Genomic DNA, 16,305 nt, shown 5'->3' with positions numbered 1-16,305 from the left:
ACCGGGCGGCGCTCAAAGAGGAGCGAGGGAACCATGCCGCACACCGTCCGGGCCGCACTCGTACAGACCGAGTGGACCGGAGACTCCGAATCCATGATGGCCGCCCACGAGAAGTACGCGCGCGACGCCGCCGCGCAGGGCGCACAGGTCATCGGATTCCAGGAAGTCTTCAACGCCCCCTATTTCTGTCAGGTGCAGGAGCCCGAGCACTACCGCTGGGCCGAGGCCGTCCCCGACGGCCCCACCGTCACCCGCTTCCAGGCCCTGGCCCGGGAGCTGAACATGGTGATGGTGCTGCCGGTCTTCGAGATCGACAAGCCCGGCTTCCACTACAACACCGCCGCCGTGATCGACGCCGACGGCAGCTACCTCGGCAAGTACCGCAAGCACCACATCCCGCAGGTCAAGGGCTTCTGGGAGAAGTTCTACTTCCGCCCCGGAAACCTCGGCTGGCCGGTGTTCGACACCGCGGTCGGCCGGATCGGCGTCTACATCTGCTACGACCGGCACTTCCCCGAGGGCTGGCGCGCGCTCGGCCTGGCCGGGGCCCAGCTGGTCTACAACCCGTCCGCCACCCACCGCGGCCTGTCCGCCTACCTGTGGAAGCTAGAGCAGCCCGCCTCCGCCGTGGCCAACGCCTACTACGTCGCGGCGATCAACCGGGTCGGCACCGAGGAGTACGGCGACAACGACTTCTACGGCACCAGCTACTTCGTGGACCCGCGCGGCCGGTTCGTCGGCGACGTCGCCTCCGACACCGAGGCCGAACTGGTCGTACGCGACCTGGACTTCGACCTGATCGACGAGGTCCGCCAGCAGTGGGCGTTCTACCGGGACCGCAGGCCGGACGCCTACGGCCCGCTGGTGGAGGGGTAAGGCCATGACCCGAACCCTGATCAGCGGCGGGCTGGTCGTCACCGCGGCCGAGGAGCTGGAGGCCGAGGTCCTCGTCGAGGACGGCAAGGTCGCCGCCCTGGCCCTGCGCGGCAGCGAACCAGCCCGGACCTGGGCCGGCAGCGGCGCCGAGACCATCGACGCCACCGGCCACTACGTCATCCCGGGCGGGGTGGACGGCCACACCCACATGGAGATGCCCTTCGGCGGCACCTACTCCGCGGACACCTTCGAGACCGGCACCCGGGCCGCGGCCTGGGGCGGTACCACCACCATCGTCGACTTCGCCATCCAGCGGCCCGGCGAGTCCGTGCGCTCCGGGGTGGAGGCCTGGATGGCCAAGGCCGACGACAACTGCGCGATCGACTACGCCTTCCACGCCATCCTGTCCGACGTCAACGACTCCTCGCTCAAGGAGATGGACGTGCTCGTGGACGAGGGAATCACCTCGTTCAAGCTGTTCATGGCCTACCCGGGCGTGTTCTACAGCGATGACGGCCAGATCCTGCGGGCCATGCAGCGCGGTGCCGCCAACGGCGCGCTCACCATGATGCACGCCGAGAACGGCATCGCCATCGACGTCCTGGTCGAGCAGGCGCTGGCCGAGGGCAAGACGGACCCGCGCTACCACGGCGAGGTCCGCAAGGCCCTGCTGGAGTCCGAGGCCACCCACCGCGCCATCCAGCTCGCCCGGGTCGCGGGGGCGCCGCTGTACGTGGTGCACGTGTCCGCGACCGAGGCCGTGGAGGAGCTGGCCCGGGCGCGGGGCAAGGGCCTCAACGTGTTCGGCGAGACCTGCCCGCAGTACCTGTTCCTGTCCACGGACAACCTCGCCGAGCCGGACTTCGAGGGCGCCAAGTACGTGTGCTCCACGCCGCTGCGCCCCAAGGAGCACCAGGCGCAGCTGTGGAAGGCGCTGCGCACCAACGACCTGTCCGTGGTCTCCACCGACCACTGCCCGTTCTGCTTCGTGGGCCAGAAGGACATGGGCGCGGGCGACTTCTCCAAGATCCCCAACGGCATGCCGGGGGTGGAGCACCGGATGGACCTGCTGCACCAGGCCGTGGTGGAGGGGCACATCAGCCGCAGGCGGTGGATCGAACTGGCCTGCGCCACCCCGGCGCGCATGTTCGGGATGTACCCGAAGAAGGGCACCGTGGCCCCGGGCACCGACGCCGACCTGGTGATCTACGACCCGGACGCGGAGCAGACCATCTCCGCCCGCACGCACCACATGAACGTGGACTACTCCGCCTACGAGGGCAAACGGGTGACGGGCCGGGCCCGCACCGTGCTCTCGCGCGGCCGCGTGGTCGTGGACCGCGGTTCCTACCTGGGCAGCGCCGGTGACGGCCGGTACGTGCCCAGGTCCACCTGCCAGTACCTGGTCTGAGGAGAGCGCACATGGACTTCGGACTCGTCCTCCAGACGGACCCGCCCGCCGACCTGCTGGTGGAGCGGATGGTGCGCGCCGAGCGGGAGGGGTTCACCCACGGGTGGACGTTCGACTCGGTGGTGCTGTGGCAGGAGCCTTTCGTCATCTACAGCCGCGTCCTGGACCGTACCGAGAGCCTGCGCGTCGGTCCCATGGTGACCAACCCGGGCACCCGCACGTGGGAGGTGACGGCGTCGCTGTTCGCCACCCTCAACGACATGTACGGGAACCGGACGGTCTGCGGGATCGGCCGCGGGGACTCGGCGATGCGGGTCGCGGGGCGTAAGCCCGCCACCCTGGCCCGGTTGTCCAAGGCGATGACCGCGATCAAGGACCTCGCCGAGGGCCGCGAGGCGGACGTGGACGGCGCGAGCATGCGCATCCCGTGGGTGCGCGACGGTTCCCTTCCGGTGTGGATGGGCGCCTACGGGCCCAAGGCGCTGGACCTGGTCGGCCGCCAGGCGGACGGCTTCATCCTCCAGCTCGCCGACCCGTACCTGACCGAGTGGATGGTCCGGGCGGTGCGGGCGGCCGCGGCGGACGCCGGACGCGACCCCGACGAGGTGAAGGTGTGCGTGGCGGCCCCCGCCTACGTCACCGACGGCTCCGAGGCCGCTCTGGCGCACGGCCGGGAGCAGTGCCGCTGGTTCGGCGGGATGGTGGGCAACCACGTCGCCGACCTCGTGGCCCGGTACGGCGAGCACTCGGACATGGTTCCGCAGGAGCTCACGGACTACGTCAAGGCCCGCGAGGGCTACGACTACAGCCACCACGGCCGGGTCGACAACCCGGACACTGACTTCGTGCCCGACGCCATCGTCGACCGGTTCTGCCTGATCGGGACGGCCGAACAGCACGTGGAGAAGCTGGAAAGGCTGCGCGCGGCGGGGGTGGACCAGTTCGCGGTCTACGCGATGCACGACGACGTCGACGGGGTGATCGGCGCCTACGGCCGTGACGTCATCCCGGCGGTGTCGGGGGCGAACCCGTCCTAGGGCAGGACCACCGCGTCACCTGAGTCACCAGAGTCAAAGCGGAGTCCGCGCGGCCGGTCCCGGCCCCGATCGGGGCCGACCGCGCGGCTCGTACCGCATGGAGTCCGTTCACCCCGGATGACGTGCGAAGATATTCGATGGCCTGAAGCCGTTCCGGACTTTTCGGGTTTCGCGACAAGTCTCACCTTCAGGTTTCGCCGCGCGGGCCCGGTGCCGCGCCCGCGCACGCCCCTCCCCGTCAGCACCACCGAAACAGGTGTCCCTTGTCTACAGTTCCGTCCGAACCCGAGCCGTCCAGACCCGGTCCGCCCGCGTCCGCAACCGCATCGACCTCGCAGGTCGTCCACTCCGACGGCCGGGTGTCGATGCCCGAGGGCAGCACACTGCCCGAGAGCCCGTTCGTCAACGACGACCTCCAGCCCGTACCCATGTCCGAGCGGACCTGGGGCACCGGAAGCTTCTCCGCCCTGTGGGTGAGCATGTCGGTCAGTATCCCCGCGTGGACGCTGGCCAGCGGCCTGATCGCGGCCGGGCTGGACTGGCGCCAGGCCATGCTCGCGGTCGTCCTGGGCAACCTCATCGTGCTGGTGCCGATGGTGCTGACCGGCCACGCGGGCGCCAAGTACGGCATCCCGTTCCCGGTGTTCGCGCGGTCTTCCTTCGGCCTGCGCGGCGCCAACCTGCCCGCCCTGCTGCGCGGGGCGGTCGCCTGCGGGTGGTTCGGCATCCAGACGTGGATCGCGGGTGGATCAACGCCGGGCAGGTCGGCGGGAACCCGTGGACGCTGTGGCTGTCCTTCGCCCTGTTCTGGCTGATCCAGGTGGCGATCATCCTGTGGGGCATGGAGGGTGTGCGCAAGGTCCAGGTGTGGGCCGCTCCGCTGATGCTCGTCGGCGGTATCGCCCTGCTGGTGTGGATGGCGTCGGAGGCAGGCGGCTTCGGCCCGATGCTCGCCTCCGACCAGCCCCTGGACTGGGGCCCGGCCTTCTGGGCGCTGTTCTTCCCGTCCCTGATGGGCGTGATCGGCTACTGGGCGACGCTGACCCTCAACATCAGCGACTTCACCCGCTTCGCCGGCACCCAGCGGGCGCAGGTGCTGGGCCAGTCCCTGGGCCTGCCCACGACCATGACGCTGTTCTCCCTGATCGCGGTGATGGTGACCGCGGGTACCGCGGCGGTCTACGAGGAGCCGATCTGGAACCCGATCTACGTGGTGAACGAGATGGAGTCCGGCATCGGTCTGCTGTTCGCGATCTTCGTGGTGCTGCTCGCGACGGTGTCCACCAACGTGGCGGCCAACCTGGTCGGTCCCGCCTACGACCTGGCCAACCTCAAGCCGAAGTGGATCAGCTTCCGCACCGGCGCGCTCATCACCTCCTTCCTCGGCGTCATGATCTTCCCGTGGAAGCTCCTGGAGGACGAGAACACCTACATCTTCGTGTGGCTGGGCACCGTCGGCGGCATCCTCGGCGCCGTGGCGGGCATCCTGCTGGCCGACTACTGGCTGCTGCGCCGCACCCGGATCAACCTGCCCGCCCTGTTCAGCCGGGAGGGCGAGTACTGGTACTCGGGCGGCTGGAACTGGCGCGCCCTGGTCGCCTTCGGCATCGGCGCGGCGCTGTCCGTGGCCGGTCCGCTGGCCTCCTACGGCTGGGTCATCGGCCTGGTCGCCGCGTTCACCGTGCACTGGGCGCTGGGCCGGTTCCTGCCGGACCACCGGATGCGGGCGATCGAGAGCGATGCGGCCGAGCGGGAGGCCGCCGGCCGGGAGGGCGAGCCCACCGTCTGACCGGATCCGCGCTCCGCCGGGGCGCCGCGCGACGGGGTCGGTCGCGCGGCGCCCCTCGTGTTTCCCGCACCCGGTGTCCATGTTCTGGAATGCGACTGTGGAGACCGGTTCGGAAAAACCGAGGCGAAAATGACCTCAGGACACCTCTCGACTACACAGTGAAACGGAGTTCCAAGGCGGGGAAAATTACGTGGCCAAAAGTGGCCAACAAGCAAACCAACGAGCTACAACCCCTGCCATCTGGGACTTTCCAGCCAAGGTCACGCTTTGGACAAACCAGCAACCCTTTTCATGATCGTTGCGTCCGCGAGAAAGCCGAGATCGCCTTCAGGGGATCCGAAAGTTTCTTGAAAGTGGCGGATCCGATCCTTCTCTGGAGGCGTCAATATGAGCAGTGTTCCCCCCTGGAACACCGGCCGCCCGGACCCCAGAGGCCCGTTGGGTCGCGCCCCGCTCGCGACGCCGGTCCCCGCCCCCGCGCGGGACAAGCCAGTCGAGAAGGAAAAGGTCACCATGACGCATCCCCCGCACCCCGGGTCCCAGCCCCAGCCCCAGCCCGCGAAGAAGAAGTCCCCCATCGCCCTCTTCGGGTGCCTCGGGTGCAGCGGACTGATCCTGGTCATCCTCGTCGCCGTCGGGATCATGGCGCTGGGCTCAGACGGCGACAGCAGTCGCTCCGACGACGGCGCGGCCTCGGCCGACACCGCAGACGATGCGGGTGACTCGGGTGACTCAGACGAGGCCGCTGACGACATGTACGGCCTCAACGAGCGCGTCGAGCTCGGCGACCTGGCCTTCACCGTCACCGGTGTCGAGGGCGGCATCGCCGAGACCAGCGATATTCTGGGCGACTACACGGCGGAGGGCCAGTACGTCGCCGTGTCCATCACCGCGGAGAACATCGGCACCGAGCCGACCTACTTCGAGAACACCGGCCAGAAGCTGTACGACGCCGAGGGCCGCCAGTTCGGCCACGACACCGACGCGACCATCGCCATGGACGACGGCCCCATGCTGGGCGAGCTCAACCCCGGCCAGAGCGGTGACTTCACCGTGGTCTTCGACATCCCGGCCGACGCCGAGTTCGACCACATCGAGCTCGGCGACAGCCTGTTCGGGGACGGCGAGAACGCGGCGGTCAACCTGAGGGGCTGACGCTCCACCTGATGTCTCGGGCGCCGCGCGGGGAACCCCACGCGCGGCGCCCCTCGTCTACCGCTCTCCGACCGGGATCATCCCCGGTCCGCCGACCCGAGCAGCGCTGCCCGCGTTCCGGCCGAGGCCAGGACACCGAGGACCAGGGCCGGCAGCAGGAAGGACACCACGTCCATCCAGTTGCCCCAGGCGCCGTTGAGCAGCCATCCGGAGACCACCACGTGGAAACCGGCCACGGCGACCAGCGTCCAGTAGAGAGCACGCGGCTCCCCCGGGCGGGTGGTGGCACCCAGCCGGAGGAGACGGACCCCGAGACTGGCGTAGGCCGCGGTGAACAGCACCCACCAACCGATGATCTCCCGCAACAGTGCGAACTGGATCTCCTTCGTCTCACTCGAGATCCGAAGCGTGCTGGTGGTGTGGACGTCGCTGTAGGCGGCGAGCGCGAAGACGATCGTGAGCGCGCCGACGGCCACCGCGCACCAGGTCAGGGCCGACAGCGGCGCGACGGAGGGTTCGGACTGACCCGCCCCGGGAGCGGAGACTGGTTTGCCCGCGAAGCCGGAGGGGGTGGGGGAATCGGGCATGCGCTCTTCCTTGCTGAGGGGGGGTCTGCGGAGCAACGGGTGGCACCAGGACCCGGAAGGGCCCCGATCCGTGTGTGTGCCCACACCCCAAGACGCCGATCCGCCCGACCCGGTTGCCCCCGCAAGTCCGAAACCGCAGCGGTGACCGCATTCGGCCACACCGGCGCACGCGCGTCACACGTGAATCACAGGTCACACGCCCGCAGCACCGACAAGACGCGCACCACAAAACTGGCGCCAAGTTTGCACAACTTGCTCAACCTCAGAGCCAGGAAGAGCAGCCACAACGCACGAAAAACCCTGACACAAAGAGAATCAGCACAGCCCCCACACCCCGATCACCCTTGCAACTTTTGCAAAGTTTGGCTAACTTGCTCTTACTTGCCTGATCGCCTGTGAACGGAGACCCGTGCTCATCCCCTGTGACGTCCCCTCCTGTGCCAACCCGATCGCTGACGACGCCCGCGTGTGCGCCGGTTGCGCCAACGGGTTGCGCCTGGCCCTGCTCAAGGTCGGTGACGAGAACGGCCTGGCGGTCGACCTGGACCTCACGCTGGCCCGACAGCACCGCACCGGACCGGGAAACCTGGGGCGCCGCTCCACCGAGACCCCGCTGGCCTATGACCCCCGGGCGTCCGAGGCGGCCTCGGTCCTGCGCAACACGCTCTCCACCTGGTGCCGGCTCCTCCACGAGGAGATCGGCGGAAGACTCCCCCAGGACGATCTCGCGCCCATGGCCCGGTGGCTGAGCCGCTTCGTCGAGTGGCTGCGCCGCTCCGACATCGGCGCGGAGTGCGTCGACGAGGTCGTCTCCGCCGTGGCCCAGGCGGAGCGCTCCGTGGACCTGCCCGCGGAGCGCGTCCTGGCCGGTGTGTGCGAGGGCTGCGGCACGCCCTGCTACGCGCGCGCCGGGGCCGACCGCACCCGCTGCCGTGAGTGCGGAACCGAGATCACGGTCTCCGAAGGCCGCGAACGCCTGCTGCGCGCCGCCGGGGACCGGCTCGTCACCGCCGCCGAGGGCGCCCGTTCCCTGCGCGTGCTCGGTCACGACGTGAGCGCCGCGGCCGTACGCGGTTACGCCCGCCGGGGCAGGATCACCGTGAAGCAGCGCGGGTCGGCCAACCGGCCGCTGTACTCGTTGGGGGACGTCCTGAACGCCTATCTGGACTCCCCCGCCGCCTGAACAACGCCGCGCCGAACGCGGGCGCACGATCCGAGAGGTCAGTTCTCCAACTGGATCCGGGCCAGTTCGACGACCTTGCGCAGTTCCTTCTCCACCTGCTCCCGGGAACGGCCGTCCCGCACCACCAGACGCGCGGAGAAGGGGTTGCCCCCGATGGTGCGCGTGAGTTCGTAGCAGGTCGCGTCCCCCTCGGTCCACCAGGCCAGTCCGTCCGCCGTACCCGAGGGCGGTGAGGCGGCCGCCACCTCCGGCTCGTCCCCCCGGAGCACGCGCTGGATGGATCCGCGGTCCCAGCCGAGGGCGTCTTCGAGGTTGCGGGCGGTGAGGTCCCGGGGCACGCTACGACCCCGTCGGATGTCGCGCAGTGCCTGACCGGAAAGGCCCGTCCGGTCGGCGAGATCACGCCATCGCATACCCAGCGCCAGCCGCCGCTCGTCCATGGCACGGTCGAGGAGGTCGTAGTGGATTTCAGTGAGTGGGGTTTCCTTCGACATACCCCAACCATAAGCCAAACTTGGCACAATTGATGCATAGTTTGGCAAAGTTGCCTAATAGTGGACCCCCGGAAACGGCCAGTAAACACCGACTAAATTCCGATGGCTGGGGAAGGTCGAAGAAGGGCAACCGCCCACCCTTGATACAACTTTGCCAAAGTTTGCACGCTACGCCTCCTGGCGCGCGGCCCGCCCGACCGCCCCCGCCCCGCACCCGTCGAGCCACCCGCGAAGCGCGACCAGCCGCACCTCGTCCAGCAGGAGTCGGGCGTCGGCCATCACCTCGCCCACGGGCGCACCCTCACGAACGAGAACGACCAGCCCGGCAGCCCCGACCACGGTGGCCACCACCCCCGGCAGCTCCTCAGGAGCACAGGCCTGGAAGACCACCCGGCCCTCATCAGTCACGCCCCGGCCCACAGCCATCAGAATTCGTACCTCGTTCCACGACACTCATACCAAACGTCCACAGATGATCATCGAACACGAGTAGATCGCAAGAGGTCAGGGGAAAACAGGGGCTTCCTCGAACTCGTGTTCGATACGTTTGAAAGATGAAACCCCGTCGCACCTGGGACTTCTTCCCCACCGGTCGAGGTGGCCGGATCCGGTCATCCGACGAAGTAAACCAGCATCCCCCTTGTCCTCGGCTGAGGCCGATGACACAATCCGCACGCCGAAGACGGGCGCGCGCAGGAGAACCCCCGCGCACGCCCGCCCTCTGTCAGCCCAACGGGATCCCCCACCCCGTGTGCCCGTCCGCGGTCGTGTACCGGTCCGCGTTGACAAGCGCGTTCAGCACGCCACGGCTCTCCTGCCCGACGGAACCGTCTATCAACAGGTCGTGGTCTTCCTGAAAGGCCATGACGGCGTCGACCGTCTCATTGCCGTAGCCACCGTCGGCACCGAACTGCGGCAGCTCGTACCCGGCGGCCATGAGGTCCTCCTGGAGCAGGGTCACCTCACGGGCGAACTCCGAACCGTGCCGCAGGATCGCGCTCCCCAACCAGGGCCCGGAGCCCGCCCTCAGCTGGATCATCCACGCCGTGTGCCCCGCGGGCACGGCGACCGCCACCCCCTCGCCCGTGCCCGTGGCCGGGCCCTCGACCTCCAGGTCGGGGGCGGTCAGTTCGGGGTTGCGGTGGTTGAGCCGGTAGTCCGTCCCCCCGGAGCGCACCCTGATCTGGGCCCGAACCAGACGGTTCCGGGCCTGGGCGCCCTCCGCCTCCGGCAACTCCTGTCCGCCGAGCCGCAGAGCGCCGGTGTCCCACTCGATAACCGGGGCCGCACCGCTCGCACGCCGCAGGGAGAGCTCGCAGCGGCCCCCGGCGGGCACCCACAGGTAGACCGACGCCGTGCTCACCCCCGCCGCCGGCAACTCGACCGAGGAGGGACCGGATACGGGCGAGCCCAGGCGGATCGCGGGCCAGGGCTGGTCCGGTCGCTCGTCGTAGGCCACATGACCCTCGACCGCCTGCCAGGCGTCCCCGTGGGGGTTGCCTCCCCCAGCGGTGACCAGGTGGCCCGGGGCTCCGCCACAGGTGTTGAAGGCCGAGGTCGGCATCAGAGCACCCGCGCTTCCACCGTGAGCGCACGGGCGCTGGCGTCGCCCTGCACCACACGGGCCTCCAGGTACTCCCCGGCTCCCAGCGTTTCCTCCAACCCCACCACCGGGGACGTGTGTCCGCCACCCGGGATCGTGGCGACACCGACCTGCGTGCCGCTCCGGTCCAGGGCCACCACGATGTCGGCGTTGCCTGTGGTACCCACGGCGGCGTGCAGGGAGACCAGCTCGCGCTCCTCCCCCAGGGTGTTGTAGTGGCGGTGCGGCACGGCCTGCGGCGGGGTGGCGCCCCCGTGCGGCGCCGACCAGGTCCAGGCCGAGTCCCCGGCCTGTCCACGGTCTCCGCGCGGGCCGCGCGGACCGGTCCCGCCGTCGGTACCGTCACTGCCGGCCGGTCCGGTGATGTCGGCCAGCTCCACCAGGTCAGCCCACTCCTGCCCGGTGTGGCGCCACTGGAGGGCGTTCTGGGACAGGCGCAGGTGGACGTCACGGCCGTCGGCACCGCGCAGCGGACCCATGTCCTGCCAGGCGGCGCCGTTCCAGACGTGCAGGACCCCGTCGACCAGGTAGGCGTCGCCCAGGCGTTCGCCCTCCTCGGGCAGGTCGTCGGTGCTCTCGAGCTCGCCCCGCGCGGACAGGCCGGGGCCGACCGGGCCGCGTTCCCCGGTCTCGCCCCGGGAGCCGCGTTCGCCCTCGGGGCCCTGCTCGCCCTGCGGCCCCTGGTCACCCTGGTGTCCCCGTTCACCGGGCGGCCCCTCGGGAACGTACACGTGGCCGGTCTCACCGTTCACGCTGAGGACGTAGGGCTCGGGTGGATCGGGGTGTTCGGGGCCGGGCGGGATCACCGCCGACAGGTCCACCTCCTCCGCTTCGTGCGGAACCACGAGGGAGAACTCGTAGGGCTCCAGCCCGGGGATCTCCACCACCACGTCGTAGTGGAAGGGGGTGCCGACCAGGCCGGGGTCGTCGGTGGCGGGCAGTTCGAGATCCACCTCGCCCTGACCGTTGATGGGTTCGACCAGGTCGACACCCATGATGATCAGGTCGTGTTCGGGGGAGATGAGCCATTCGACGCTGGGCCGGAAGGTCACCATGCCCTGGGCGTGCTCGCCGCGGAGCAGCGCCCAGCGGCCGCGGACACGGACCCGGTGGAAGTCGTCGGGCAGGTTGGACAGGGGGACAGGCAAGGTCGGCTCCTTCGGAGAGAAGAGAAAACGGGTCGGACGGCGGCCGGGTCCCGGCCGCGGTACGGACGGGACCCGGGGGCGTCAACCGATCAGGGCGGTGAGGACCGCGCCCAGAGCGGCCAGAGCGGCGCTTATCCCGGTGATCGGGAGTGCGTAGCGCCAGCGCTCCAGGGCGGTGAGCCGGTGTCTGAACTCGGCGTGTTCGCGCTCCAGGGCCGTCAGCCGGGTCAGGGCGTTGCGTACGTCGGCCTGGGTCTCGCGGGTCGCGTCGTAGACGTCACGCGCGGTGACCACGGAGGAGAAGGGGTTGTGCTCGGGTGCGGGGGACGTCAAGCGCTCCCCCGGGGTTCCATCAGTGGAACGAGCTGGTCCCTGAACTCCGCGCGGAGTTCGGCGATCAGGGGTTCCTTCCGGAGCCGGGCCAGGACCTCCTGATGGGACGCGGTCTCCTCAGCGGACGGGGAGGCCGTGCCGGATCGGCTCACCGCCGAGATGCCGCTCACGGTGGCGGCCGCGGACCGGCCCGCCCCCGGTTCGGGGGCACCCAGCTGCGTGCGCGCCCTGCGGCGGGCCTCCTCCAGCGCTGCGGCCAGAGGGGACTCCGCGGCGGCACCGGACCCGGCGGAGAACTGCCCGTCAGCGCTCGGGCCAGCTGAGAGCAGGCCCCCGGAGAGCGCCCCCGTCCGGCCCGGACCGCCCTGCGCGGCGGCGGATTCGGGCTCCTCGACGTCGCGGTAGCCCCGTTCCCGTCTCAGATACGGCAAATAGGTCTCGTAGACTTGGTCGTAGGGGTGCGAGTCGTCGTCCTCGACCTGATCCATTTCGGCCAGGCAGGCGGCCAGGCCGTCGGCCGGGTCGGTGTAGCCCAGGAGCTCCAGCCGTGTCGCCACCGCCTCCAGCGGCACCGACCTGATCCGCTGCCCCTCGACGATGTCCACCCGGTCGTCGTCCCGGTAATACATGCGCACAGCCGTCATTCGCCGTGCCCTCCTTCCTTGAGAACAGCCCACAGGTAGTAGTGCTGAGCTCCCGACGGGCGTTTTTCGATCCTGAATCCGGTTGAGTTCGCCCCGCTGACGGAGACGGACATGCCTTCCGGGTTGCCGGAGCGGAGCTGGACGAAGGGGATGGCGGACCGGCCCGAGGGGATCGGCGTCCCCCAGGACCACTGCCACCACGTCCAGCTCTCCCCCTGGGGGTTGAAGCCACGGGCCATGAAGGTGTTGGTGCCGCCGAACATCCCGCTGGGCAGGGCACCTCGGAACCTCAGCGTCCGACCCGTCTTGTGTATCCCCACCTGGCTGTTGGCGCCGTGGTTCTGGACCAGCTTGAAATCGCCGCCGTGCTCCAGGACCAGGTCGGCGCGGCCGGTGCTGTTGATCGTCTGCTCACGGCCGCTCACCACCAGGGAACCTGTGGGGAACCCGTCCGACTGCTGGCCCATGGCGAAGACGTTGGGCTGCGCCTGGCTGCTGTCGCCCGTGTGCAGTTCCATCCGCGGACGGCCCCGGAGGTTGCCGTCGATCCACACCCGGTTACCGCTGCTGGCGGTCTGGAACCGCCCCGTGGCCAGGACGCTGCCCGTCGCCGTGCTGGCGTTGAAGGTCACCTGGTTGTTCTGGTTCCAGAAGCGGATCCCGTTGCCGTCCGCCTGCCAGCGGGGGCCCGGCCCGGCCGAGGACCGCACCACGGCACCGGTGATCGTCTTGCCGTTGACGGCGTCGGCGGTGATGTGCCTGCTCTCGACTGCCCCGGCCCGGATGTGCCCGGCCTCGACCGCACCGGCGTCGATCTTGTCCGCCGTCACCGCGTTGGCCTGGATGTGGGCGGCCTTGACGGTGCCCGGGTGGAGGTCGACGTCGACCAGGGGTTCGGTCCGGGTGACCTCCTCCGCGCTCGGGTCGGACTCGTTGCCCGAGCGGTCGACGGCGGTGAGGCGGAACCAGCGGGGCGTGTTGTAGGGCTGTCCGGCCACGGTGATCGTGGTGGGCCCCTCCAGGAGCGCGATCGGCTCCCAGGTGTCCGTGGCGGGGACGCGCGCCTCGCGCAGAACGACCCCGGTGCCCTCGACGGCGAACCGGGTGCCGAACCGCTGTCCCCAGGTGAGCGGGGCGTCGTGGACGAGGGTCCCGTCCAGCCACGCCCGGACCCGGGTGCCCTGGGTCTGGATCCGTACGACGACGCTCTGCCCCAGGGGTACCTCGTAGAGGTCGACCGGGACCTCGGGGGTGTAGTGGCTCCCCCGTTCCGGGGCGTCGCCCGCACGCGGTGCCAGCCACAGGGTGCCCCGGTCCTCGTCGACCCGCCGCGCCACCAGCTCCAGCGTCTGGTCGAGGCCGCCCAGGTCGCGGACCAGGGTGGCCGATCCGTTCAGCGCGAGCCCCTCGTCCGTGACCGCGAGGGTGCCGTGTTCGACCGTCCAGGGCTCCCGGGGCGGCCCCTGGTAGTCGAACCGGTGCTCCCAGCCCTGGTCGCCGCGCATCCACAGGCGGGCGTGCCGGAAGTCGGCGGGCATGGGTTCTCCCCCGGCTCCGGCTCCGTCCCACTCGGCACTGATCACCCCCAGGCGGGTGGACAGCAGCGGGGCGGAGGGCACCGGCGGAGCCTCCGTGTCGCTGGCCAGCGTCACCACCTCCTGCGGGCCGAACGGTCCGGCCAGCCCGTTGCGGGAGGACACCGCCCGGACCTTGAAGGCCCACTCCTGGCCGACCGGCAGGGGTGAGAGGCCGATCGCGGTGTCGGGGTGGTCCACCGACACCAGGCGGCGCCACACCTGCCCGGTGACGTTGCGGCGCCCGTACACCTGGTAGGCGCCCGTGTCGATGGCACCGCCGTCGGTGGCGGTGTCCACCGGTGACCAGGTGAGCCCGGCGTACCCCTGGGCCGCGCCGTCGGCGTCCAGGTAGGCGTCGCTGTGCACGGCCAACCCCTGGGGAGCAACGGGGCGCCGGGTGTCCGGGCCCTCCGGAGCGGGCTGCGCCCCGCTGCCGCCGTTGCCCACGCTGCCGCCGGTCAGGGCGGTGGTGCGCCTGGCACGGCGGATCTCGGCCTCCAGGAAGCGGTCGTTGAGGACCAGGTTTCCGGTGACCGCCCCGTCCTGGTCGCGGGACAGGGTGATCTGGCGCAACCGCAGCGACGCCATGTGCCCCTCCCCGTCCGGGGCCAGGATCAGGTCGCCGGGGCGGTAGTCCCGCCAGGGCAGCCAGCGTGCGACCCGCGGCATCAGCCCCCGGGTGATCTGGACCCGTTCCCGGGCCCCGCGCTGGAGGGCGGCTCCGGCGAGCAGCCGTGCCGTGCCCTCGTCGCTGACCCCGCCCTGGGTGAGGTAGTCCTCCCAGCGCCCCCAGGGCATCTGCGCCCCGGGGTTGTCCACCTCCAGCCGGAAGCCCTCGTCCCCCGCCACGAACAGGTGGGAGACCAGGTCCTCCAGGCTGGCGTCGGTGGGGGCCTCGGTGATGTCGCGGCCCAGCCTGAGGTCGACCGGGGCCGGCCCCGAGGCCAGGTCGCGGGCCATCACGGTGTCGGGGGCGAACACCCGCAGCGTCCGTCCCTCGAACCGCCAGTCGCACACCCCCTGTTCGGCCATGCCCTCCAGGACGGAGAGCAGGTCGGTGCCGAGTTCGTAGTCGAGGGTCAGGGCGGTGTCCCACTCCCGGCCCGCGGAGTCCACTTGGGTGTCGAAGTCGGCCTCCAGGCCGGGCAGGGCGCCCCGGGAGCGCCCCTCGTTGATCCAGGTGCGCAGGACCGTGCCGACCGTGGCGCCCGCGAAGGCGCGCTTGCCTTCCTCGGTCTCCGTGCCGGTGGCGGACGGGTAGAGGCGGAGCTTGCGCAGCTGCCACCCGTAACCGGGCATCTGGTAGGAGCGGGCACCGGTCGGGTCGGTCAGGTCGCCGGAGCGCTTGACCCGCAGGAACCGGGAGTCGGGCCCCTCGGTCCACTCCCCGGTGTCGGGATCGTAGGTCTGGACGGCCACCTCGCAGGGGCGCTCCAGGTGAGAGGCGCCCGGGGCGTGGGCGGAGTAGTCCACGCGTAGGGAGGGAAGGTCGTTGTAGGGCTGACCCACCTCGACACTGTTCGGATACGGCAGCGGCCCCAGCTCCTCCCCGTTGGGAGCCAGGGCCACCAGGCGGATATCGAAACCGTTCACAGGAATGACCTCCTCGCGCTGATCCGGATCTCGGTCGCCTCACCAGCGGACACCGCGCCCGCGCGGACCCTGACGTGCCGCTGGTGCGGGTTGCCGCGCACCAGCGCCGGGGTGAGGTGGAGCCATCGGGAGGCCGAACCCGGTCCGATCCCGCTGACCAGGCCGGTGACGTCCTCGTGGTCCCCGGGGGAGTCCAGCGGGAAGCGGTGGGCGCGCATGGCCGCGCAGTCCACCGCCAGCCCCTGGTTCGGGCTGAGCGACCCGGCCCAGGTGAAGCCGCCGCCGGTGGCGACGTCCACGACCGCGGGGTGGTCGGCCCGGCCGCGGATCTCGACCCGCGCGTCGGTGACCGGCGCGGTCGAGCCGGAGAGCCAGCTGACCACGGTCCCCTCTTCGGGCGGGTCGGTGAGCAGGCGGGCCTGCCAGGTGGACAGGTCGGTGCCCCGCCAGTACACGCCCGGGATCCGGACGAGCACGGTCAGGCGGGCACGGGCCGAGGCCACGTCGACCTCGGGTTCGGCCGAGGAGATCACCTCGGCGTCCGCACGGCGGGTGGTGCGCGCGTCGACGTGGTAGCGCAGGTCCAGGAGGCGGTGCCGGGTTCCGAAGAGCCCGGCCAGGGCCTCCAGGTTGCGTTCGAGCCCGGGGAAACCGCCTCGGCGCCCCTGGTGGTCGCGGTCGGTGACGTTGAGGGTCAGGCCGAGGCTGGTGGCCTCGTGGTCCAGGCCCAGGACGGGTACGTCCCCGGCCCGGCCGGGCAGCCGGACCTCGACGGACCGGACCGCGGGCAGGGGTCGCAGCTGGGTTCCGGGGGCCAGGTGCCACCCCGGGGAGTCCAGGGCGACCCCGTCCACTGAATAGGTGGGGAAGGGCAT

The 16,305-nt window shown here is 70.6% G+C and carries 14 protein-coding genes and 1 pseudogene; 6 read left to right on the top strand and 9 right to left on the bottom strand.

The window, feature by feature from the left end:
* The first annotated feature begins 33 nt into the window (after positions 1–33).
* The 5 genes and pseudogenes from HNR07_RS30350 (at position 34) to HNR07_RS30330 (ending at position 6,268) form a co-directional block, all read left to right on the top strand.
* Positions 34–876: a nitrilase-related carbon-nitrogen hydrolase gene (locus HNR07_RS30350; protein WP_184369342.1), complete on the top strand. Its 843-nt coding sequence runs from the start codon at positions 34–36 to the stop codon at positions 874–876.
* Positions 877–880: 4 nt separating this feature from the next.
* Entirely contained in the window at positions 881–2,287 is a 1,407-nt protein-coding gene (hydA, locus tag HNR07_RS30345; RefSeq protein WP_184369339.1) for a dihydropyrimidinase, read from the top strand.
* Positions 2,288–2,298: 11 nt separating this feature from the next.
* Positions 2,299–3,324 (top strand): TIGR03842 family LLM class F420-dependent oxidoreductase, encoded by a 1,026-nt coding sequence (locus HNR07_RS30340; RefSeq protein WP_184369335.1) that lies wholly within the window; start codon positions 2,299–2,301, stop codon positions 3,322–3,324.
* 365 nt (positions 3,325–3,689) lie between these two features.
* Positions 3,690–5,113, top strand: a pseudogene (locus HNR07_RS30335) (NCS1 family nucleobase:cation symporter-1).
* A 513-nt stretch (positions 5,114–5,626) separates the two neighbouring features.
* Entirely contained in the window at positions 5,627–6,268 is a 642-nt protein-coding gene (locus HNR07_RS30330; RefSeq protein ID WP_184369332.1) for a DUF4352 domain-containing protein, read from the top strand.
* A gap of 77 nt (positions 6,269–6,345) precedes the next feature.
* Here the strand turns inward: HNR07_RS30330 and HNR07_RS30325 are convergent, their stop codons facing one another.
* Positions 6,346–6,855, bottom strand: coding sequence for a hypothetical protein (locus tag HNR07_RS30325; protein ID WP_184369329.1), 510 nt, complete (start codon positions 6,853–6,855; stop codon positions 6,346–6,348).
* A gap of 409 nt (positions 6,856–7,264) precedes the next feature.
* Here HNR07_RS30325 and HNR07_RS30320 point away from each other — a divergent pair, with 409 nt between their 5' ends.
* The gene (locus HNR07_RS30320; RefSeq protein WP_184369326.1) at positions 7,265–8,038 is read left to right on the top strand and encodes a hypothetical protein; all 774 of its coding nucleotides are present in this window, start codon (positions 7,265–7,267) and stop codon (positions 8,036–8,038) included.
* A 38-nt stretch (positions 8,039–8,076) separates the two neighbouring features.
* Here HNR07_RS30320 and HNR07_RS30315 read toward each other — a convergent pair whose 3' ends face one another.
* From HNR07_RS30315 to HNR07_RS30280, 8 genes are all read right to left on the bottom strand, one after another.
* Positions 8,077–8,532, bottom strand: a complete 456-nt coding sequence (locus HNR07_RS30315) for a helix-turn-helix domain-containing protein (protein ID WP_184369323.1) — start codon at positions 8,530–8,532, stop codon at positions 8,077–8,079.
* A gap of 168 nt (positions 8,533–8,700) precedes the next feature.
* Entirely contained in the window at positions 8,701–8,958 is a 258-nt protein-coding gene (locus HNR07_RS30310) for a hypothetical protein (protein WP_184369320.1), read from the bottom strand.
* Between the two features lie 298 nt (positions 8,959–9,256).
* Entirely contained in the window at positions 9,257–10,096 is an 840-nt protein-coding gene (locus HNR07_RS30305) for a peptidoglycan-binding domain-containing protein (protein WP_184369317.1), read from the bottom strand.
* Positions 10,096–11,283, bottom strand: coding sequence for a collagen-like protein (locus tag HNR07_RS30300; protein ID WP_184369313.1), 1,188 nt, complete (start codon positions 11,281–11,283; stop codon positions 10,096–10,098). The genes HNR07_RS30305 and HNR07_RS30300 overlap by 1 nt, the downstream gene beginning before the upstream one ends.
* 81 nt (positions 11,284–11,364) lie before the next feature.
* Positions 11,365–11,616, bottom strand: coding sequence for a hypothetical protein (locus tag HNR07_RS30295; protein ID WP_017583105.1), 252 nt, complete (start codon positions 11,614–11,616; stop codon positions 11,365–11,367).
* On the bottom strand, positions 11,613–12,260 hold the full coding sequence (locus tag HNR07_RS30290) for a hypothetical protein (protein ID WP_184369310.1): 648 nt from the start codon (positions 12,258–12,260) through the stop codon (positions 11,613–11,615). The genes HNR07_RS30295 and HNR07_RS30290 overlap by 4 nt, the downstream gene beginning before the upstream one ends.
* Positions 12,257–15,430: a hypothetical protein gene (locus HNR07_RS30285; protein ID WP_184369307.1), complete on the bottom strand. Its 3,174-nt coding sequence runs from the start codon at positions 15,428–15,430 to the stop codon at positions 12,257–12,259. Before HNR07_RS30285 ends, HNR07_RS30290 begins: the two co-directional genes overlap by 4 nt.
* Complete coding sequence (locus HNR07_RS30280) at positions 15,427–16,305, bottom strand: hypothetical protein (RefSeq protein ID WP_184369304.1); 879 nt, start codon at positions 16,303–16,305, stop codon at positions 15,427–15,429. Before HNR07_RS30280 ends, HNR07_RS30285 begins: the two co-directional genes overlap by 4 nt.

It is taken from the genome of Nocardiopsis metallicus (assembly GCF_014201115.1).
Lineage (GTDB): Bacteria > Actinomycetota > Actinomycetes > Streptosporangiales > Streptosporangiaceae > Nocardiopsis > Nocardiopsis metallicus.
The sequence above is the reverse complement of the archived record's forward strand: the minus strand, read 5'-3'. Positions and strand labels throughout refer to the sequence as shown.